The 20647-nt window shown below is 71.5% G+C and carries 19 protein-coding genes and 1 riboswitch; of the genes, 9 read left to right on the plus strand and 10 right to left on the minus strand.

Annotation, left to right across the window (positions count from 1 at the left end):
- Position 1: 1 nt before the first annotated feature.
- Entirely contained in the window at positions 2-610 is a 609-nt protein-coding gene (rfbC, locus tag CP976_RS39280; RefSeq protein ID WP_150484619.1) for a dTDP-4-dehydrorhamnose 3,5-epimerase, read from the minus strand.
- A gap of 4 nt (positions 611-614) precedes the next feature.
- Positions 615-2555, minus strand: coding sequence for a glycosyltransferase family 2 protein (locus tag CP976_RS39285; RefSeq protein WP_150484620.1), 1941 nt, complete (start codon positions 2553-2555; stop codon positions 615-617).
- A 209-nt stretch (positions 2556-2764) separates the two neighbouring features.
- Between CP976_RS39285 and CP976_RS39290 the strand changes: the two genes are divergently transcribed.
- Together CP976_RS39290 and CP976_RS39295 are read left to right on the plus strand one after the other, a co-directional pair.
- Entirely contained in the window at positions 2765-3274 is a 510-nt protein-coding gene (locus CP976_RS39290) for a metallophosphoesterase family protein (RefSeq protein ID WP_150484621.1), read from the plus strand.
- 44 nt (positions 3275-3318) lie between these two features.
- Positions 3319-4134, plus strand: coding sequence for a methyltransferase domain-containing protein (locus CP976_RS39295; protein WP_150484622.1), 816 nt, complete (start codon positions 3319-3321; stop codon positions 4132-4134).
- A gap of 1 nt (position 4135) precedes the next feature.
- Here the strand turns inward: CP976_RS39295 and CP976_RS39300 are convergent, their stop codons facing one another.
- Positions 4136-5242, minus strand: coding sequence for an XdhC family protein (locus tag CP976_RS39300; RefSeq protein WP_150484623.1), 1107 nt, complete (start codon positions 5240-5242; stop codon positions 4136-4138).
- A gap of 185 nt (positions 5243-5427) precedes the next feature.
- Here CP976_RS39300 and CP976_RS39305 point away from each other — a divergent pair, with 185 nt between their 5' ends.
- Complete coding sequence (locus CP976_RS39305) at positions 5428-7401, plus strand: elongation factor G (RefSeq protein WP_150484624.1); 1974 nt, start codon at positions 5428-5430, stop codon at positions 7399-7401.
- An 82-nt stretch (positions 7402-7483) separates the two neighbouring features.
- On the plus strand, positions 7484-9343 hold the full coding sequence (locus CP976_RS39310; RefSeq protein WP_150484625.1) for a cellulase family glycosylhydrolase: 1860 nt from the start codon (positions 7484-7486) through the stop codon (positions 9341-9343).
- Here CP976_RS39310 and CP976_RS39315 read toward each other — a convergent pair.
- The gene (locus CP976_RS39315; RefSeq protein ID WP_150484626.1) at positions 9336-10592 is read right to left on the minus strand and encodes a YncE family protein; all 1257 of its coding nucleotides are present in this window, start codon (positions 10590-10592) and stop codon (positions 9336-9338) included. The two genes, CP976_RS39310 and CP976_RS39315, sit on opposite strands and share 8 nt — an antisense overlap.
- Positions 10593-10757: 165 nt before the next feature.
- Here CP976_RS39315 and CP976_RS39320 point away from each other — a divergent pair, with 165 nt between their 5' ends.
- A complete protein-coding gene (locus tag CP976_RS39320; protein WP_150484627.1) occupies positions 10758-11417 on the plus strand; it encodes a TetR/AcrR family transcriptional regulator in 660 nt (219 codons plus the stop codon).
- A gap of 1 nt (position 11418) precedes the next feature.
- Here the strand turns inward: CP976_RS39320 and CP976_RS39325 are convergent, their stop codons facing one another.
- Complete coding sequence (locus CP976_RS39325; RefSeq protein WP_425282102.1) at positions 11419-12423, minus strand: GlxA family transcriptional regulator; 1005 nt, start codon at positions 12421-12423, stop codon at positions 11419-11421.
- A gap of 150 nt (positions 12424-12573) precedes the next feature.
- Here CP976_RS39325 and CP976_RS39330 point away from each other — a divergent pair, with 150 nt between their 5' ends.
- Entirely contained in the window at positions 12574-13461 is an 888-nt protein-coding gene (locus tag CP976_RS39330; protein ID WP_150484629.1) for an NAD(P)-dependent oxidoreductase, read from the plus strand.
- Between the two features lie 5 nt (positions 13462-13466).
- On the opposite strand, the gene CP976_RS39335 is transcribed toward CP976_RS39330, so the two are convergent.
- Positions 13467-13817 carry a hypothetical protein gene (locus CP976_RS39335; RefSeq protein ID WP_150484630.1) on the minus strand — a complete coding sequence of 117 codons (351 nt, stop codon included), beginning with the start codon at positions 13815-13817 and terminating at the stop codon, positions 13467-13469.
- Entirely contained in the window at positions 13814-15421 is a 1608-nt protein-coding gene (ctaD, locus tag CP976_RS39340; RefSeq protein WP_150484631.1) for an aa3-type cytochrome oxidase subunit I, read from the minus strand. The genes CP976_RS39335 and ctaD overlap by 4 nt, the downstream gene beginning before the upstream one ends.
- Positions 15422-15527: 106 nt before the next feature.
- Between ctaD and CP976_RS39345 the strand changes: the two genes are divergently transcribed.
- From CP976_RS39345 to CP976_RS39355, 3 genes are read left to right on the plus strand one after another with little or no spacing between them, the layout of a single operon-like run.
- Positions 15528-16079 carry an RNA polymerase sigma factor gene (locus tag CP976_RS39345; RefSeq protein WP_150484632.1) on the plus strand — a complete coding sequence of 184 codons (552 nt, stop codon included), beginning with the start codon at positions 15528-15530 and terminating at the stop codon, positions 16077-16079.
- A complete protein-coding gene (locus tag CP976_RS39350; RefSeq protein WP_150484633.1) occupies positions 16076-16255 on the plus strand; it encodes a hypothetical protein in 180 nt (59 codons plus the stop codon). The genes CP976_RS39345 and CP976_RS39350 overlap by 4 nt, the downstream gene beginning before the upstream one ends.
- Complete coding sequence (locus CP976_RS39355) at positions 16248-17246, plus strand: CU044_5270 family protein (protein WP_150484634.1); 999 nt, start codon at positions 16248-16250, stop codon at positions 17244-17246. Before CP976_RS39350 ends, CP976_RS39355 begins: the two co-directional genes overlap by 8 nt.
- On the opposite strand, the gene CP976_RS39360 is transcribed toward CP976_RS39355, so the two are convergent.
- From CP976_RS39360 to CP976_RS39370, 3 genes are all read right to left on the minus strand, one after another.
- Positions 17247-18104, minus strand: coding sequence for a bifunctional 5,10-methylenetetrahydrofolate dehydrogenase/5,10-methenyltetrahydrofolate cyclohydrolase (locus CP976_RS39360; RefSeq protein WP_150484635.1), 858 nt, complete (start codon positions 18102-18104; stop codon positions 17247-17249). It lies immediately after the preceding gene.
- Positions 18105-18126: 22 nt separating this feature from the next.
- A riboswitch (ZMP/ZTP riboswitch) is annotated at positions 18127-18211 on the minus strand.
- Positions 18212-18255: 44 nt separating this feature from the next.
- Positions 18256-18624: a nuclear transport factor 2 family protein gene (locus CP976_RS39365; protein WP_150484636.1), complete on the minus strand. Its 369-nt coding sequence runs from the start codon at positions 18622-18624 to the stop codon at positions 18256-18258.
- Between the two features lie 225 nt (positions 18625-18849).
- Positions 18850-20604, minus strand: a complete 1755-nt coding sequence (locus tag CP976_RS39370; protein ID WP_150484637.1) for an ABC transporter ATP-binding protein — start codon at positions 20602-20604, stop codon at positions 18850-18852.
- Positions 20605-20647 lie beyond the last annotated feature (43 nt).

Below are 20647 nucleotides of genomic sequence, written 5' to 3' on the forward strand. Positions count from 1 at the left end.
GTCAGCCGTCCTGCTGCCGCCCCCGCAGCTCCTCGTAAAACGCCAGGCAAGCCTCATACGACGGCAGCAAGCCCTCGCGTTCGGCTTCGGCCAGGGTCGGGGCCTGTTCGTCCTTGGGGGAGAGGAGCGGTTCGATTCCGTCGGGCCACTCGATGCCCAGGGCCGGGTCGAGCGGGTGGATGCCGTGTTCGCGTTCCGGGGCGTAGCCCGCCGAGCACAGGTACACCACCGTCGCGTCGTCCGTCAGGGCCATGAACGCGTGGCCCAGTCCCTCCGCGAGGAACACCGCGTGCCGGGTGTCGTCGTCGAGCCGTACCGCTTCCCACTGCCCGTAGGTGGGGGAGCCCACGCGGATGTCGATCACCACGTCGAGGACGGCACCGCGCACACAGGTGACGTACTTGGCCTGGCTGGGCGGCACATCCGCGAAGTGCACACCCCGCAGCACGCCCCGCCGGGAGACCGAGCAGTTGGCCTGGGCCAGGGACAGGTCGTAGCCCGTGGCCTCACGGAACTCCGAGCTGCGGTACCACTCGTGGAAGCTGCCCCGGTCGTCCGGGAAGACCTTGGGCTCCAGCACCCAGGCACCCTCTATCCCCAGTGGTCGCATGCCGTCACTGCCCTCCGATCCTGATGCGGGAAACCTTCCGACGCACGGTACCGACCGCGCGTCGCGCACGCCGCGCCACCCGCAGCGCCAGGCCGGGCTGCGGCACCGGCGCCACCTGCACACGCCCGCCCGCCGAGCGCAGCGCGAACGGCAGCCCGGTGTACAGCGGCCGGGCGGCGTCCGGGGCCAGGCACAGGGCCACCCGCCAGACGCCGCGCGCGAAATTCTCCACGGGCAGGGCCGCCGCCAGCACGGCCCCCGTCCCGTCCGTGGCGGGGGAGAGCGTGCCGGGCGCCTCGAGGATCTGCTGGGCGGAGACGAACCGCAGCCGCACTTCGGTCTCGCCGGGGACGTACACCGGAAGCAGCGCACGGACGTGGTCGCCGGAGACGGTGACGCCGGACTGCTGCACGCGGCCCAGCCCGAGCCGCTTGCCACGCACTCCGAGCTCCAGGGAGAGGTTGCCGTGCGGATCCGTCCAGTACGGCAGCACCGGCCGACCCCCGACGACCCCCACGTCCGGCGTGGGCCGGCTCTCCCGTGGCGCCGGGCCCAGCCGGCACTCCTTGGTCCAGCCGCCCAGTTTGACCCGGACGAGCGCGTCCCAGACGCCGTCCTTCGGCAGGTCGGCCGGGTCGACGGTGGCGGTCGCCCGCAGCACCAGCCGGACCTCCCCGCCGTCCCCGACGGGCACGGTCTCGCGGGTGAACCGCACGGGCATGAAGTACTGCGCGGCGCTGGACCGCTCCCGCAGCAGCAGGTCCGCGGTGGCCTGGCCGAAGCGCGCGGCGGTCTGCGCGGCCACCCACTCCACCGCCTCGGACACATCCTTGGGCGCGTCGTCCAGCGGCGTCGCCTCGGCGTCGGCCGGGAAGGTCACCGGCTCCCCGCCGGAGGTGTACTCGGCCGTGAAGCCGACGCTGAGGGAGCCGTCCCTCCACTCCACGTGCCCGGGGGCCGCCTTGGGCGCGACACCGGCCTCCCACTGGGCGAAGGAGACGACGTCGTCGTACCGGTCGGCCGCGGTCAGTGCGGCGACGACCTGCTGCGTCGGCTGGAGCCCGGCCGCGACGCCGGGACCGAACCGCTCGACGACGACCTCGTGGATCTCGGCGAACAGCTCCCTGCGGTAGTCGTCCGGCAGCTTGAGGAAGCGCCGGGCTCGCAGCCGCTCGACCATCTCCACGCGCAGCCAGCGCCGGAAGAGCTTGTCACGCACCGGTCCGGGCTCGGTGTACCGCTCGACGACGTCGAGGGCCTCACGGAGGTTCTTGAAGTAGCCGACCGGATCGAAGCGTTCGAAACCGGCGTTGGAGCCGTCCTCCCGCCGGAGGTGGTAGTAGCAGACGTAGTCGCTGAGCACGGAGACGTTCTCCGCGCGCAGATACGCCTCGGCGATGAAGACGTGGTCCTCCAGGCGCCTTCTGCCCTCGGGGAAGCGCAGGCCGATGCGGTCCAGGAAGGCGCGGCGGAACATCTTGTGCGGGGTGAGGCTGTCGATGAGCGGGGCGTTCTCGACGGTGGCGTGCGGGTGGTTGCGGCGGAACAGTTCCACCGGCACGCCGCGGCCCTTGCCGGCCATCTTGCCGACGACGACATCGGCACCGTTGGCCACGCCGTAGTCGTACATTCGCTCCAGGGCCTCGTCGCCCAGGTAGTCGTCGTTGTCGACGAACATGACGAACGCGCCGCGGGAGGCCTCGATGCCGACATTGCGGGGCTTGCCCGACCAGCCGGAGTTCTCCTGGTGGATGACCTTCATCCGGGGGTCCTCGGCGGCGAGCGCGTCGAGCCGGGCCGGCGTCTCGTCGGTCGAGCCGTCGTCGACGAAGATCACCTCGTACTCTTCGGGAGGCAACGACTGCCTCTGGAGCGAGGCGATGCAGTCCTCGATGTAGATCCCCGGGTTGTAGACGGGGACGATGACGCTGACCTTGACCGGCATCGGGTTTCCGGGCCCCTTCGGGTCGCTTGCCGTAGACGTCCAGTTGTACTGCGTGTTGCCCGATGCTAACCCGGTCGGCGATGCCGCCTCACCTTTCGAGACCGGGCCGTGATCATCTCCGGCCAGGGGCAACTGAGCTGCGCTCTCCGCCTGTTTGAAGATCGACCGGGTTCCCGGGCGGGGCGGCCGGAAGCCTCTAGGGTGAGAATGTGCGCCTGCTTCTCATGTCCGATACTCACCTGCCCAAACGGGCCAAGGCCCTGCCCGCCCCCCTGCTGGCCGAACTCCCGCACGCCGACGTCGTGTTCCACGCCGGCGACTGGGTCGACACGGCCACCCTCGACCTGCTGGAGGACCGCTGCCGCAGGCTCGTCGGCGTGTACGGCAACAACGACGGACCGGATCTGCGCGCCCGGCTGCCGGAGGTGGCGTACGCGGAGCTGGGCGGGCTGCGCTTCGGCGTGGTCCACGAGACGGGCCCCGCGCAGGGCCGGGAGAAGCGCTGCGCAGCCCGCTTCCCCGGCCTCGACGTGCTGGTCTTCGGGCACAGCCACATCCCCTGGGACACCACGGCCCCCACCGGCCTGCGCCTGCTCAACCCGGGCTCCCCGACGGACCGCCGCCGCCAGCCCCACTGCACGTACATGACCGCCACCGTCGCCGACGGCCGTCTCACCGACGTGGAACTGCACCGGCTGCCGCCCCGCACGCCCGGCTAGGGGTTGTCCGGCCGCTTACAGAACCGCCATGTCATGATCGGCGCATGGCGCGGGACGACGGATACCTCCTGGACAACCGGCAGGCCGAGGCCGGTACGCGCTTCGACGCGCTGGGCGCCCTCTTCGACGCCTCGACGTTCCGGCACTTCGAGACGGTCGGTGTCGCCGAGGGGTGGCGGTGCTGGGAGGTCGGGGCAGGCGGGCCGGGCGTCGCCGCGTGGCTCCGCGAGCGCGTCGGGCCGCGCGGGCGGGTGCTCGCCACCGACATCGACGTGTCCTGGACCGAGGCGGCCGCCCCCGACGGAGTCGAGGTGCTCCGCCACGACGTCGGCCGCGACGAACCCCCGGCCGGACCCTTCGACCTGGTCCACGCCCGCCTCGTCCTGGTCCACGTGACCGAGCGCGACGCCGCGCTGCGCACCATGATCCAGGCCCTGCGCCCCGGCGGCCGGCTGCTGGTGGAGGACGCCGATCCCGCGCTCCAGCCGCTGATCTGCCCCGACGAGTACGGCCCCGAGCAGGAGCTGGCCAACCGGCTCCGCACCGGCTTCCGCGAGCTGCTGCGGCAGCGCGGCGCCGACCTCTCCTACGGACGCAGGCTGCCCCGGCTGCTGCGCGAGGCCGGACTCGCCGACGTCGAGGCCGACGGGTACTTCCCGGTCACCTCGCCCGCGTGCGACGTCCTGGAGGCTGCCACCGTCCGGCAGGTGCGGGACAAGCTGGTCGCCGAGGGCCTCGCCACGGACGAGGAGATCGAGCGGCACCTCGCCGACGTCGAGGCCGGGCGCCTCGACCTCGCCACCTCACCGATGATCTCCGCCTGGGGCCGACGGCCCGCCGACGACGGCCCCCGGCCCTGACTCACCGGGGCCGGGGCGGATGCACCGCACCCTCCGTGGCGGTCAGCGGAGCCCCCGTGCCGCCCCACCGCAGCGCGACGATCTCGGCGGCGACGGACACCGCCACCTCCTCGGGCGTACGGGCCCCGAGGTCGAGACCGACCGGTGAGCGCAGCCGGGACAGCTCCCGCTCGGTGAGCCCGGCCTCGGCCAGCCGTTTCGCCCGGTCGGCGTGGGTACGGCGGCTGCCCATCGCCCCGATGTAGGCGGCGGGCCGGCGCAGTGCCTCCCGGAGCAGCGGCACGTCGAACTTGGGGTCGTGCGTGAGGACGCAGACGACCGTGCGCTCGTCGGTGTCCGTGTCCCTCAGGTAGCGGTGCGGCCATTCGGCGACCACCTCGACGCCCTCGGGGAAGCGCCGGGGCGTGGCGAAGGCGGGGCGGGCGTCGCAGACCGTGACCCGGTAGCCGAGGAAGTCCCCGATGCGGGCGACGGCCGCCGCGTAGTCGATCGCGCCGAAGACCAGCATCCGCGGCGGCGGTGCGAAGGACTGGAGGAACACGCTGACGGAGTCCTCGCGGCGCTGCCCCCGCGGCCCGTAGTGCCGCAGCCCGGTGGCACCGAGAGCGAGCTCGCCGCGCGCGTCGGCGGTGACGGCCGCGTCCAGGCCGCTCGTGCCCAGCGTGCCCGACACCCGGTCCGGCCGGACGGCGAGCGTCGCCCCGCGCGGGGCCGGGCCGTCGGTCACCGTCGCCGTGGTCACCGGTTCTCCGGCCGCGACGCAGTCCACGACCGAGCCGAAGGCGGGATCCAGCTCGGGTGTCACGGGACGCACCAGCAGCGTGATCTCACCGCCGCAGGTCAGGCCGACGGCGAAGGCGTCCTCGTCGCTGTAGCCGAAGGTCTCCAGCCGGGCCTCGCCGCTCGCCACGACCTCTTGCGCCAGCTCGAACACCGCGCCCTCGACACAGCCCCCGGACACACTGCCCACGACTTCCCCGTCCGGACCCACCGCCATCGCCGCGCCCGGATCGCGCGGCGTGCTGCGGCTGACCTCGACGACGGTCGCCAGGCCGAACGGGAGCCCGGCCGCGTACCAGCGGCCGAGCACCGGGAGGATGTCACGCACGACCGGCTCCTTCCAGACACCCCACGGGTACCCCGTCGGCGGTTAATTCCGTTGTGGCCCACCGGGCCGGTCTGCTGCACTGCTCGGGTCCACGACGTCATCGAGTACCGAGGAGCAACAGATGCGCCCTGCGTCCATGTCCCCCCAGACAGGAACGGCTCTCTCTCCGAAGGACATGACGCTTCGTGCAGTTGCTCAACCTTGGAATTCTCGCCCATGTCGACGCAGGTAAGACCAGCCTGACCGAGCGGCTGCTCCATTCGGCCGGGGTGATCGACGAGGTCGGCCGCGTCGACGACGGGAACACCCGTACCGACACCCTCGCGCTGGAGCGGCAGCGTGGCATCACCATCAAGTCCGCCGTCGTCTCGTTCCCGCTCGACGGTGTGACGGTCAACCTCATCGACACACCCGGTCACCCGGACTTCATCGCCGAGGTGGAGCGCGTGCTCGGCGTGCTGGACGGCGCCGTCCTCGTGATCTCCGCAGTCGAAGGCGTGCAGGCGCAGACGCGGGTGCTGATGCGGACGCTCCAGCGGCTGCGCATCCCGACCCTGCTCTTCGTCAACAAGATCGACCGGCGCGGGGCGCGGGACGAGGAGGTGCTGCGGTCGGTCGCGGCCCGCCTGACACCCGCGATCGTGCCGATGGGAACCGCCACCGGCCTCGGCACGCGCGCGGCCCGCTTCGTCCCGGGACCCGGCCCGGCCGCCGCCCTCGACGTCCTGGCCGACCACGACGACACCCTGCTGTCCGCCTACGTCGAGAACGCTGTCACGGACGCCCTCCTGCGCAGGTCCCTCGTCGCGCAGACCCAGGAGGCCCTGGTCCACCCGGTCTATTTCGGCTCCGCCGCCACGGGCGCGGGCGTGGACGCGCTCCTGTCCGGCATCGAGGAACTGCTGCCGGCCGCCGACGGGGACACGGACGGGCCGGTCTCCGGCACCGTGTTCAAGGTCGAGCGCGGCCCGGCGGGGGAGAAGGTCGCCTACGCCCGGATGTACTCCGGCACGCTGCGCACCCGCGACCGGATCCCCTGCGGAGCGGACGGCACCGAGGGCCGGATCACCGGGATCAGCGTCTTCGGCCACGGCACGGACACCCGTGCGGACGCCGTCGCCGCCGGGCAGATCGCCCGGCTGTGGGGCCTCGGCGACATCAGGATCGGCGACGCGATCGGCGAACCCCGCAAGGCGTACGAGCACTTCTTCGCCCCGCCCACCCTGGAGACGGTCGTCGTCCCGGGGCCCGGTGTGAACCGAGGCGCACTGCACCTCGCGCTCACCCAGCTCGCCGAACAGGACCCGCTGATCGGCCTGCGCCAGGACGAACGCCGGCAGGAGACCTCCGTCTCCCTCTACGGCGAGGTGCAGAAGGAGGTCGTCCAGGCCACGCTCGCCGACGAGTACGGTCTCCACGTCACCTTCCGCGAGACCACCCCGCTGTGCGTCGAACGGCTCGTCGGCACCGGGCACGCCGTGGAGTTCAACAAGCAGGACCCGAACCCGTTCCTCGCGACGGTCGGGCTGCGCGTCGAACCGGCACCGGTCGGCTCGGGCGTCGGCTTCCGGCTGGAGGTGGAGCTCGGGTCCATGCCGTACGCCTTCTTCAAGGCCGTCGAGGACACCGTGCGCGAGACCCTCGACCAGGGGCTGTACGGCTGGCAGGTCCCCGACTGCACCGTCACGATGACCCACAGCGGCTACTCACCCCGCCAGAGCCACGCCCACCAGGGCTTCGACAAGAGCATGTCGAGCACCGGAGCCGACTTCCGCGGCGTCACCCCGCTGGTGCTCGTCGAGGCGCTGCGGCGGGCCGGGACACGGGTCCACGAGCCGATGCACCGCTTCCGTGTCGAGGTCCCGGCCGACACCCTCGGCGCCCTGCTGCCGGTCCTCGCCGGGCTCGCGGCCGTGCCGGAGGCGACGCGCAACCGGGGCGACCTCTGCGTCCTCGAAGGCACCGTGCCGGCGGCCCGGGTGCACGCCCTCGGACAACTGCTGCCGGGACTGACCCGCGGTGAGGGAGAACTGGAGAGCGTCTTCGACCACTATGCGCCAGTCACGCACGGCACGATTCCCGAGCGTCCGCGCACCGACCACAACCCGCTGAACAGGAAGGAGTACTTGTTGAACGTGACACGAAGAGTGGGTGGTTGAGGTGTGGGCGCTGGCCGAGAGGGAACTTACTCCAGAGTCAGGGGTGTTGACGGTGTCCTGATATCACCGGACTGTAGTGGACATGCCGACTATCCGAGTACGTCTGCTGGTTGTCCTGGCTGTCCTCTTCGGCTCCCTGTCGGTGGCGGGCGTCCCGCCCGCCATCGCCGCGCCCCCTCCCGGCTCCCTCTGGTTCGACGACCCGGCCGTCACCGTGAAGAACGGCCGGTTCACCGACGCCTCCGGCCGCGAGGTCGTCCTGCGCGGCTACAACGTCTCCGGCGAGACCAAGCTCGCGGAGAACAAGGGCCTGCCCTTCGCCTCCGTCGCCGACGCCCGCGAGTCGGCGACCGCGCTGCGCGCCCTCGGCGGCGGCAACACCGTCCGCTTCCTGCTCTCCTGGGCCTACGCCGAGCCCGAGCGCGGCAAGGTGGACACCGCCTATCTGGCCGCGGCCACCGCCCAGATGAAGGCCTTCCTCGACGCAGGCATCCGCGTCTACCCCGACTTCCACCAGGACCTCTACTCCCGGCACCTCTTCGACTCCGACAGCTGGTACACGGGCGACGGCGCGCCCAAGTGGGCGGTGGACGCCGGGAACTACCCCGACGAGTCCTGCGGGATCTGCCTCTTCTGGGGGCAGAACATCACCCAGAACGAGGCCGTGAAGCGTGCCACGTACGACTTCTGGCACAACGCGCACGGCGTGCAGGACGCCTTCCTCGCCACCGCCGAGAAGACCATGGCGTACGTCCGACAGCACCTGAGCGCCGACCAGTTCAAGGGCGTCGTCGGCTTCGACCCCTACAACGAGCCGCATGCCGGCGTCTACGACTCCGGGCAGACCAGCCGCGCCTGGGAGAAGGACGTGCTGTGGCCGTTCTTCGAGAGGTTCCGGGCCCGTATGGACGCGGCCGGCTGGCGGGACAAGCCGGCCTTCGTGGAGCCGAACCTCTTCTGGAACGCCAACCTCGACTTCCAGAAGCAGGAGGGCGGCCTGCTCGACGCGGGCAAGCTCGGACCCCGCTACGTCTTCAACACCCACTTCTACGACCAGAAGGCCATCTCCGGCGTCTTCATGTGGGGCAAGGCGGCCGACGGCCAGTACGCGGGCGACTTCCGCACGGTCCGCGACCGGGCGGCCGCCGCGCAGACCGCCGCCGTGGTCAGCGAGTTCGGGCATCCCCTGGCGGGCAACGTCTCCGACAAGGCGCCGACCGTCCTCAAGGCGATGTACCAGGCCCTCGACTCCCGCCTGAAGGGCGCCGACTGGTGGTCCGACCCGGCGGCCTCGGGACCGGTGCTCTCCGGCTCGCAATGGCAGTGGGACATCTACAACGGCCGGCACCGCGAGCTGATGAACGGCAACCCCGACAAGGTGCTCACCGCCGGTGACGCCTGGAACGACGAGGACCTGTCCGCCGTACGCCTCGACGACTCGGGCAAGCCGGTGCTGCGCCAGGACGCCCGGCTCCTGGACCGCCTCTACCCGAGCGCCACGGCCGGGGAGACCGTCGGCTTCACCTACGAGGACCGCTCCCGGGACGGCTCGACGACCCTGACCTGGAACCCGGTGCCGGACTCACTGCCGAACGTGAAGCGGCTGGTGGGCTCGGGGCAGTACGGGCTGCTGCTGTGGCGTTCGGACGGCGGCCGGGCACCCACCGAACTGCACCTGCCGGCGAGCTTCCCGACCGCGTCCACCACCGTCGTCTCCGACCTGGGCACGTCCCACGCCCCGCCCGCGTACACCTCGACGACCCCGGTCGGCGTGGCCCAGGAGCCCGGCGGCACGGGAAGCCGCCGCCTGCTGCTCACCGCGCCGGACTCGGGCGTCCTGCACTACGCGCTGGTGACCAACGGGGCGACGGCTCCCTCGGCGGATCTGCTGAACGCGGCCCGCTCCGAGCTGGCGGCATGGACCGCGAAGGAGGTCAACTAGCGGACGGGCTCGTCCAGCCGGCCTCCACATGACCGAGCCGGACACGCTGCGGGTGGTCCCCGACCGGCACGGACGCGACCTTCTTCCCGGTGGCGAAGTCGATCGCCGTGACCTGGTCGGAGCCGCTCTCGGAGACGACACAACTCCTGCCGTCACCGCTGACCGTCGCCCAGTAGGGCTTGGCGGCGGTGACGAGCGGGCCCTCCTGGAGGGTGCCGCGGTCGACGACCGTGGCGTAGTCGTCCATGGTCCCCGCGACGCACAGCTTCTTGCCGTCCGGGCTCATCGAGAGGCCGTGGTGGCGTGAGTCGTTGACGAAGGTGGTGCGGTCGTCGCTGGTCGCCGGGTTCTTCGGCAGGGTCTTCGTACGGGTGATCTTGTCGGAGGCCAGGTCGTACTCGAAGAAGCCGTTGAAGAACGACACCTGGAAGTACAGCTTCGACTCGTCCGGCGAGAACACGGCGGGCCGGACCGCGTCGGAGAAGTCCTTCAGGCCGATCGCGTCCAGGCGCGAGCGCATGTCGATGACCTTGATCTGCTGGTACGTGGTCGCGTCGATGACGGTGATGCGCCGGTCGCCCTTCGTCCAGTCCAGCCAGGGCGCGTCGGTCTGCGTGTTCACCTCGCCGATCGACATGTTGTAGATGTACTTGCCGTCCTTGGTGAAGATGTTCTCGTGCGGCTTGGCGCCGGTGGCGGCCTTGCCGAGCTGCTTGCCGGTCTCGATGTCCAGGACGTGCACGGTGTTGCCGGTCGAGGCCGACACCGCGACCCGCTTGCCGTCGGGGGAGACGGCCATGTGGTCGGCGCGGAAACCGGACACTGGGAAGCGCCAGTTGGTCCGCCCGGAGGCCAGGTCGATCGAGACGACGTCGGCGAAGCTGGGCCGGGAGACGACCACCGACTTCCCGTCCGGCGTGGAGTACATGTCGTCGACGAACTGGTCGTGCCCCTCGCCGACGCTGTTGCGGATCGTCATGAAGGCGATCCATCTGATCGGATCGGCGTTGATCTCCGCCATCCGCTCGTCCTTGTCGGGGATGACGTTGATCCGGCCGATCCTCGCGAAGTCGCCGGTGGACTTGATGACTTCGGCGGTGCCGTCCCAGTTGTTGCCCACGAACAGCACTTGGCGCAGCGCGGCGGAGGCTCCGGGGGCGTCCGCGTGGGCGGCGGTCGCGGGAACGGTGGCGGTCAGGGCGAGGGTGGCGGTCAGGGAGCACAGGTGCCGTCGTCGGAAGACGGGCATGGCTGATCCCTCCTCTGCGGGTGGGGGTGAGGAATCTGAACACACGTACTTTCAGAGTCAACTTACTGCAAAGTAAGGAAGGGGCGGCCTTCTTCACAAGACCGCGGCCACGACAAAATCGCGTGCGAGCGAAGATGGGTGTCCGAGCGGATGAAGGGAGAGCCGGTGCCGGGCAGACTCAGAGCGCCGACCGGCCGCTACGGCGGCAAGACCGCCGAGGAGCGGCAGGCCGAGCGGCGCCGGCGGTTCCTGGACGCCGCGCTCCGGTTGTTCGGCGACACCCCAGGCTTCCGCGCCACCACCGTCGCGGCGCTCAGCGAGGCGGCCGGCCTGTCCACCCGTCAGTTCTACGAGGAGTTCCGGACCCTGGAGGACGTCCTCGCGGCCCTGCACCTCCAGGTCAACGACTGGGCCGAGGCGGCCGTGGTGGAGGCGGCGGCCGAGGCGGCGGACCTGCCGCTCGTCGAGCGCGCGACCGCGATCTTCCGCGCCTACGCCGGGAACCTCGCCGCCGATCCACGCCGGATCCGCATCACCTTCGTCGAGATCATCGGCGTCAGCCCGCGCCTGGAGGAGCAGCGGCTCGCCCGCCGGGCCGGCTGGGTCGACCTCATCTGCGCCGAGGCCCGGGCGGCCGCCGCGCGCGGTGAGGCGGCACCGCGCGACTACCGCCTCGCGGCGACGGGTTTCATCGGCAGCGTCAACGGTCTGCTGCACGACTGGAGCGCCGGCTGGGTCGACGCGACACTGGACGAGGTCGTCGACGAACTGGTCCGGCAGTTGCTGGGGATCCTGCGGCCCCCGGGCTGGAGTCCGCAGACCTGACTCAGACCCGCGTACGTCCACGCCCGGTCGCCGGGGCCCCGGGAAAGGCCCGCCGGTAGTCGCCGGGCGACACCCCGAGGTGCCTCAGGAAGTGGTGGCGGAGATTGTTGGCCGTGCCGAGGCCGCTCAGCTCCCCGACCTTCTCGATCGGCAGGTCCGTCGACTCCAGCAGTGACCGCGCGCGCCCGAGCCGCTGGTCGAGCAGCCACTGGAGCGGGGTCGTCCCGGTGACGGCCTGGAGCCGCCGGTAGAAGGTACGCGGACTCATCGCGGCCCGCCGCGCCAGGTCGGCGACGGTCAGCGGCCGGTCCAGGTTGGCCCTCGCCCATTCGAGGACGGGCGCCAGCCCCTCGTCGTCGCCGGCCGGCACCGGCAGCTCGATGAACTGCGCCTGCCCGCCCGGCCGGTGGGCGGGCACCACCATGCGGCGCGCGAGCTGGTTGGCGACGTGCGCCCCGAGATCGCGCCGCACCAGGTGCAGACACAGGTCCAGTCCGGCGGTCAGTCCCGCGCTGGTGAGCACGTCGCCGTCGTCCACGTACAGCACCGACGCGTCCACCTGCACCTTCGGGTAACGCTCGGCCAGTTGTGCGGTGTGCATCCAGTGGGCGGTGGCACGCCGTCCGTCGAGCAGCCCCGCCTCGGCCAGCGCGAAGGCGCCCGTGCACAGGGAGACCATGCGGGTGCCCGCTTCATGAGCCCGGCGCAGCGCCTCGATCAGCTCCCGCGGCAGCGGCCTGCCCTCCTCGACGCACGGGTCGGGCACGGAGGGCACGATCACCGTGTCGGCACCGACCAGGTCGTCCAGTCCGTAGCGGGTGCGCAGGCTCAGCCCGTGGCCGCCCGCCGCACCGTCCCCCTCCTCCGCCCCGGCCCCGGTCCCGCACAGCCGCAGGTCGTACCAGGGGTCGGCCAGATCGGGCTGCGGCTTGCCGAACACGGTGCACGGGATGCTCAGTTCGTACAGATCCCACGAGGGGACCCCGATCTCCTCGGTCACGACCACGGCGACAGAACCGGCACTCATGCTCCGCAGCCTAATGGCAGGAATTTGGTGGAGGCCGTCACCGCTGTCACTGTTCCCGATCTTCGTGCCCTGCGAGCGTGTCCGTACGTGATCACGCGTCATCTGGCAGCAGATACCGAGGAGTTGGGAATGAACGCAGAACACCGGCCGGTCACCGTCGTCGGACTGGGCTCGATGGGCTCGGCACTGGCCGCCGCCCTGCTGGACCGGGGCCACCCGACCACTGTGTGGAACCGGTCCCCGGACAAGGCCCGCCCCCTGGTCGACCGGGGTGCCCGCCTGGCCCGCACACCCCAGGAGGCGATCGCCGCCTCACCGCTGACCATCGCCTGCGTCCTGGACTACGAGGCGCTGTACACCGCCCTCGACCCGGCCACCGGCGAACTGGCGGGCAGAACCCTGGTCAACCTCACCTCCGGGTCCCCCGAACAGGCCCAGGAGGCGGTCAAGTGGGCCGACTCCCACGGGGCCGGCTACCTCGACGGCGCCATCATGACCACCCCGCCCGGCGTCGGCGACCCCGCCATGATGTTCCTCTACAGCGGCTACCAGGAGGTCTTCGACGCCCACCGCTCCACCCTGGCGACTCTCGGCGACCCCCTCCACCTGGGCACCGACCCCGGCCTCGCCTCCCTCTACGACGCCGCCCTGCTCGGCCTGATGTGGTCCACCATGACCGGCTGGCTGCACGGCACCGCGCTGGTCGGCGCCGAGCGGACACCGGCCACCGCCTTCACCCCGGTCGCGATCCGCTGGCTGAGCACGGTGACGCGCTTCCTCACCACGTACGCGCCCCAGGTGGACGCCGGCCGCTACCCGGGGGACGACGCCACCGTCCACGTGCAGATCGCGGCCATCGACCACCTCATCCACGCGGCGGCGGCCCGTGGCATCGACAACGCGCTGCCCGAGCTCCTCAAGACCGCCATGGAGAAGGCCGCCGCCGCCGGTCACGGACAGGACAGTTACGCCAGCCTGATCGAGGTTTTGAGGACACCAGCCGACAGCGAGGCCTGACACCGCTAGACCGACACCAGCACCACGAGATTCACCGCCACCAGCAGCGCGCATCCCAGCAGCAGACCGGCCAGCAGCCGTGCGCGGAGCCTGCGGTACACCTCCTCGTACTCGCCCCGCAGCTCCTGCCCGCGCCGCGCCGTGCGGTGCCACGAAGCCTGGGCGAGGGCGAGGTGCTCCGCCGCGAACAGCCGCTCAACCTCCTCCCGTCCGGCCTCCGGCAGCCGTTCGAGCCGGGCGGCGAAGCGCGCGGCGGCCGCGCGAGCCTCCTCGTGTGCGGCGGCGGCGAGCAGATGGCCCTCGACCTCGTTGTGGAACGCCCGCAGATCCACGGGCAGACCTTCCATGGCGGTCATCGGAGCGTCAGCTCCCTGTCCGCCGCCGCGACGTCCGCGTGGTGCAGGTCGAACGCCGGGGACTCGCTGCGGATCCGGGGGAGCGCGACGAAGTTGTGGCGGGGCGGCGGGCAGGAGGTGGCCCACTCCAGGGAACGGCCGTAGCCCCACGGGTCGTCGGCCGTGACCCGCTCGCCGTACTTCGCCGTCTTCCAGACGTTGTAGAAGAACGGCAGCATCGACATGCCGAGCAGGAACGAGCTGATCGTCGACACCGTGTTGAGCGTCGTCAGGCCCTCCACCGCCAGGTAGTCGGGGATCCGCCGCTGCATGCCCTCCGCGCCCAGCCAGTGCTGGACCAGGAACGTGCCGTGGAAGCCGGTGAACAGCGTCCAGAAGGTGATCTTGCCGAGGCGCTCGTCCAGCATCTTGCCGGTGAACTTCGGCCACCAGAAGTGGAAGCCGGAGAACATCGCGAACACGACCGTCCCGAAGATGACGTAGTGGAAGTGCGCCACCACGAAGTACGAGTCGGAGACGTGGAAGTCGATCGGCGGCGAGGCCAGCAGCACGCCCGTGAGCCCGCCGAACACGAACGTGATGAGGAAGCCGGTCGCCCAGAGCATCGGTGTTTCGAAGGACAGCGAGCCCTTCCACATGGTGCCGATCCAGTTGAAGAACTTCACACCGGTCGGGACCGCGATCAGGAAGGTCATGAAGGAGAAGAACGGCAGCAGCACACCGCCGGTGACGTACATGTGGTGCGCCCACACCGTCACGGACAGACCCGCGATCGCGATGGTGGCGCCGATCAGACCCTGGTAACCGAACATCGGCTTACGGGAGAAGACCGGGATGACCTCGGAGATGATCCCGAAGAACGGCAGCGCGATGATGTACACCTCTGGATGGCCGAAGAACCAGAAGAGGTGTTGCCACAGCAGCGCCCCGCCGTTGGCGGAGTCGAAGATGTGGGCACCGAACTTGCGGTCCGCCTCCAGGGCGAACAGGGCCGCGGCCAGTACCGGGAAGGCCAGCAGGACCAGCACACCGGTCAGCAGCACGTTCCAGGTGAAGATCGGCATGCGGAACATCGTCATGCCCGGGGCGCGCATGCAGATGATCGTGGTGATGAAGTTGACCGAGCCGAGGATGGTGCCGAAGCCGGAGAAGGCCAGACCCATGATCCACATGTCGGCGCCGATGCCCGGCGAGCGGACCGCGTCCGAGAGCGGGCTGTAGGCGAACCAGCCGAAGTCGGCCGCGCCCTGCGGGGTGAGGAAGCCGCCCACCGCGATGAGCGAGCCGAACAGGTACAGCCAGTAGGCGAACATGTTCAGCCGGGGGAACGCCACGTCCGGCGCGCCGATCTGCAGCGGCATGATCCAGTTCGCGAAGCCGGCGAACAGCGGCGTCGCGAACATCAGCAGCATGATCGTGCCGTGCATCGTGAACGCCTGGTTGAACTGCTCGTTCGACATGATCTGCAGACCAGGCCGGGCGAGCTCGGCGCGCATGAACAGCGCCATCACGCCACCGATGACGAAGAACGCGAACGACGTCACCAGGTACAGCGTGCCGATCGTCTTGTGATCCGTGGTCGTCAGCCACTTCAGGTGCCTCATGCTCCGCCTGTGTCCGAGCCCCGCCCGGACGTCACACTTCATGGACGCGACGAGCATCACGAGAATCGGGTGTGACGATCGGGAAGGTGCCGGACACGAACGGGACATGAGCAACGACGAGATCTTCGCCGCTGCCTATCGCGAGCACTACTGGGCGGTCAGCCGCTATGTCGCGCGGCGACTGGACGGGCGGGCCGGCGAGGTGGAGGAAGTGGTGGCGGAGGTGTTCACGGTCGCCTGGCGGCGCCGGGCCGACCTGCCCTCCTCCCCGCTGCCCTGGCTGTACGGCGTGGCACGCAACTGCCTGGCCAACACGGTGCGCGGCCACGGACGCCGCCGCCGGCTCGTCGACCGGCTCGGCAACGACGACACCGCCCACGGACGGCACATCGCGGAAGGCCCCGAGACCGAGACCCCCGGCGCCTGGGTGCACGAGGCACTCGCCCGGCTCTCCGCGTCCGACCAGGAGGTGCTGCGCCTGACGGCCTGGGAGGAACTCGGCATAGAGGAGGTCGCGGTCGCCCTCGGCTGCGGCAGGCGAGCCGCCACGATGCGGCTGCACCGGGCCCGCCGCCGCCTCAGAGCCGAGATCGACCGCATGCGTCCCGCGGTGACGGCGGACACCGGGCACTCACTGCGCGAGGGGGACCGGCGATGACTGACGTGCTCTCCGGGCCGCCCGTCACCGGCGTTCCCTCCGGTCCCGTCACCAGCACCGGGCTCGGCCGCGACGCACGCTCCCTGCCTACGCCCCCGACCGGCGGCCACGCCCGCGCCCCGCGCCCCCTGACCGCCACCCACGTGACCGCCCCTAAGGAACACGGCCATGGCTGACGAACTCGAACTGCTGCGTGGTGCCAACCCGGTGCCGTCCGACGGCCCCCACTTCGGCGACGGCCCCCTGGACCACGGCGCTGAGCGCCGGCTGGAGCGGCTGCTGCGGGAGCGGCCCTCCGGCGGTCTGCGGGACCGGCTGCTGCCGGGCGCCGGACGGCCCCGGCTGGCCTGGGGGCTCGTCGCGACGGCGGTGGTCGCCGCCCTCGCGCTGACCCTCGTACTGAGCGGCCCGAACACCACACCGGCGGTCGCCGCGCCGCGTCCGCTGGTCGTGCAGACCGGCTCCACACCGCTGCCCCTGGACCGGCTGGCGGAGCGCGCCGAACAGGCCGCAGCCGACGGCTCGCCCCGCCTGCGCAAGGGCACGCACGTGCAGACCTGGAGCATGGGCATGTCGGACGACAAGCCCCCGATCACCGTCCCCGAGGAGCGCATCGTGCGCTGGCGGGCCGACGGAAGCCACACGGAACTGGTCGTGGCGACCGACCCCAGGCATCCGGGTCGCCCGGTCCTCTCCGGCGAGGGCGGCGAGCCGCACCTCGTCGACGACGGGCACGTCCTCAGCGACCAGACGTATCCGCCGAGCTGGAGTGACGCCCCGCCCCAGTCCCCGCCGCCGCACGCCCCCGACCGGCTGCGCGCCTATCTGACGGAGGCCCAGTACTCGGACACTCCCCTGACCACGCCCCAACTGCTGGACGCGGTCGAGGTGCTGCTCGACCACTGGACCCTCGGCGCCCGGGAGACCGCGACACTCGCCCGCCTCCTGGCCGGCACCGAGGGGCTGCGGCCCGTCGGCCAGGTGACCGACCGCCTCGGGCGACGCGGTCAGGCGTACGTGTACGACGGCCCCGGCGCCCGCCGCATGCTGATCATGGACCCGGTCACCGGAGCCGTCCTCGGCCTGGAGAGCACCTTCAGCACCGCCGAGCCCGAGTACGGCGTCAAGAAGGGCGACGTGATGTCGTACAGCGCGTGGATGCGCTGATCAGACCCCGGCCGCGCCGAGCTGCCGGGCGGCGGCGTCCACGGTCTGCTCCAGCAGCGTGGCGATGGTCATCGGGCCGACGCCGCCCGGCACCGGCGTGATCAGCGAGGCCCGCTCCGCGGCGGAGTCGAAGTCGACGTCGCCGATGTTGCCGGGGTTGTACCCGGCGTCGATCACGACGGCGCCGGGCTTGACGTCCTGGCCGTGGATCAGCCGGGGCCGTCCCACCGCGGCCACCACGATGTCCGCCTCCCGCACGGCCGCCGACAGGTCCCGGGTGCGCGAGTGGCAGTAGGTGACCGTCGCGTCCCGGGCGAGCAGCAGCATGCCGGCCGGCTTGCCGAGGATGGCGCTGCGTCCCACGACCACGGCCCGCTTGCCGGCCGGGTCGACGCCGTACTCGTCGAGCAGCCGCATGATCCCGCCGGGCGTGCAGGACACGAAGCCCGGCAGGCCGAAGCTCATCGTCGCGAAGGAGGCGAAGGTGACGCCGTCGACGTCCTTGCCGGGCGCGATCGCCTCGAACGCGGCCCGCTCGTCGATGTGCTCGCCCATCGGGTGCTGGAGGAGGATCCCGTGCACGCCGGGGTCGGCGGAGAGCGCCTCGAGCGTGCCGACGAGCTCCTCGGTGGTCGTGGTGGCGGGCAGCGCCACGTGCCGGGAGGTGATGCCTGCCTTGCGGCAGCGGTTCTGCTTCATCCGGACGTACGTGACGGACGCCGGGTCCTCGCCGACCAGAACCGTCGCGAGGCACGGTGCCGTGCCTGTCCGTTCGGTGAGACCGGCCGCGCGCTTGCCGGTCTCCTCCAGTATCCGCCGAGCGAGCGAGGTTCCGTCCATGAGCCGTGCCTGCGACATGATCCACTCCTGGGCTGGTGTGCTGCTTCGCCCAGGCGCACGGCATCGACTCCTGCGGAGCCGCTCCCCGGTGGTGCTCCACCTCAGCGCCAGTCACGGCCCGGCCCCACCTTAACCGAGCCCCCTGCGGGGCTCGTCGGCCTGGTTCCCCCTACTCCTCGTCCCAGGCCTGGACCAGGGTCTGCTCGGCGATCTTGCCGTCCTTCAGCGAGATCATGGACTCGGACAGGACGCGCACACCGTCCGCGTACTCGCAGCTCTCGCTGTACGCGGCCTCGTCGCCCTGGATGACGCACCGCTCCAGTGTGTGCGACATGTCGCGGCTGTAGACGTCCTCCAGCATCCGGCTGATCTCGTCCCGGCCGTGCAGGACCTTGGGGTGGCTGGGCTGGGTCGTGCGGTCGACGATGCGGAACTCCGCGTCGTCCGCGTAGAGCGAGAGCAGCAGGTCCGGGCTCTGTCCCTCCACGCCCCGGCGCAGTGTCTCTCTGTCGAAGGCGGGGTCTGCCGCGGTTCCCATGATGACCTCCTTCGAAGGGCCGCGACCCGGTCGGAAGCGGGCCGCGAGGAGCCTCTCCTCCTGTCGAGCCTCCTCCCGTCCGGCGAGCTCGGCAAGCGCAGGCAACGGCGCCGGACCGCGCGCGTCGCGACAGGCATGATCCCAACACGACGTTTCGTCGCCGCCGTTGGTCTCGCCGCGGGTGTCACCGGCCTCGCCGCGCCGCCCTCGCGCCTGCCCGGTGGCTCAGTCCGCCGCGGCCAGGAACTGGGTCGCCGCCAGCTCCGCGTAGAGCGGGTCGGCGGTCACGAGCTCGCGGTGCGTGCCGACCGCCCGGACCCGCCCGGCATCCATCACCACGATCCGGTCGGCCATCGTCACCGTCGACAGCCGGTGCGCCACCACCAGGACCGTCGTCGTACGGGCCACGTCCGCGACGGTGTCGCGCAGCGCCGCCTCGTTCACCGCGTCCAGCTGCGAGGTCGCCTCGTCGAGCAGCAGCAGCCGGGGGCGGCGCAGCAGAGCCCGGGCGATGGCGACCCGCTGCCGCTCACCGCCCGACAGCTTGGTGCCGCGATGCCCGACGAGCGTGTCGAGGCCGGCGGGCAGCCGGGCGACCAGACCGTCGAGACGGGTCGTCTTGAGCACCCGCGCGAGGGCGTCGTCGTCCGCGTCCGGATTGCCCAGCGTGAGATTGTCCCGCAGGGAGCCCGACAGGACCGGAGCGTCCTGCTCCACGTAGCCGATCGCGGCGCGCAGGCGCGGCAGTTCCCACTCCGCCACGTTCCGCCCGTCCAGCGCGATCTCACCGGACTCGGGGTCGTAGAACCGCTCGATGAGGGAGAACACGGTCGTCTTGCCCGCGCCGGACGGGCCGACGAACGCCGTCATCCCCCGGGCCGGCACCTCGAACGTCACCCCGTGGTGCACGTGCGGCAGATCGTCGGCGTAGCGGAAACGGACGTCGCGGAAGGCGACGGACGCCGGCGGCTCACCAGCGGACGGCAGTGGCGCGGAGCGCACCGGCGGCTCGGCGGGCAGGCTCAGCGCCTCCTGGATCCGGGCCAGGGCCGCGGACCCCGTCTGGTACTGCGCGACGGCGCCGATGACTTCCTGGAGCGGGGAGATCAGGAAGAAGACGTACAGCAGGAACGCCACCAGCGTGGCCACGTCCACGGCGCCCGTCGCCACCCGCGCCCCGCCCACCGCGAGCACCGTGAGGAACGCGATCTGAATGGCCAGCCCCGCCGTGTTGCCCGCCACGGCCGACCACTTGGCGGCGCGCACGCTCTGCCGCCAGGACTCCTCGGCCGCCTCGTGCAGCGCGCGTTCCTCGCGGTGCTCGGCGCCCGAGGCCTTCACCGTGCGCAGCGCCCCCAGCACCCGCTCCAGCGCGGCGCCCATGACGCCCACGGCCTGCTGGGCCTGCTTGCTCGCCTTGTTGATGCGCGGCGCGATCGTCCCGATCACTGCCCCCGCGCCCGCGATCACGGCCACCGTGACCCCGAGCAGCACCGGATCCACCAGCCCCATCATCACGATCGTCGCCACCAGGGTGAGGCCACCGGTGCCCAGACCGACCAGTGACTCGGTGGTGACCGTGCGCAGCAGGGTGGTGTCGGAGGTGATCCGGGCCATCAGGTCGCCGGGCTCGGTGCGGTCCACGGCCGTGATGCGCAGCCGCAGCAGATACGACGACAGCGAGCGCCGCGCGCCGAGCACGACCGACTCGGCGGTGCGCCGGAGCACGTACGAACCCAGCGCTCCGACCGCCGCGTTGGTCACGACCAGGGCCGACATCGCCAGCAGCGCGCCGGTGATCGCCCGGTCGTGCGCCAGATCGTCGATCAGGCCCCGCGCCACCAGCGGCAGCATCAGCCCGGTCGCCCCGGTGACCAGCGAGAGCACGGCACCGGCGAGCAGGGACCGGCGGTGCGGCCGTACGTATCCGAGGAGCAGCCGCCAGGCGGGTGTACCGGTCTGGGTCTCTGCGATGCTCACGTCGCTCCTTCGGCGTCGGGCGGAGCGTTCAGGCTACGGGGCC

Origin of the sequence: Streptomyces coeruleorubidus (assembly GCF_008705135.1) — a bacterium.
GTDB classification, from domain to species: Bacteria; Actinomycetota; Actinomycetes; order Streptomycetales; family Streptomycetaceae; genus Streptomyces; species Streptomyces coeruleofuscus.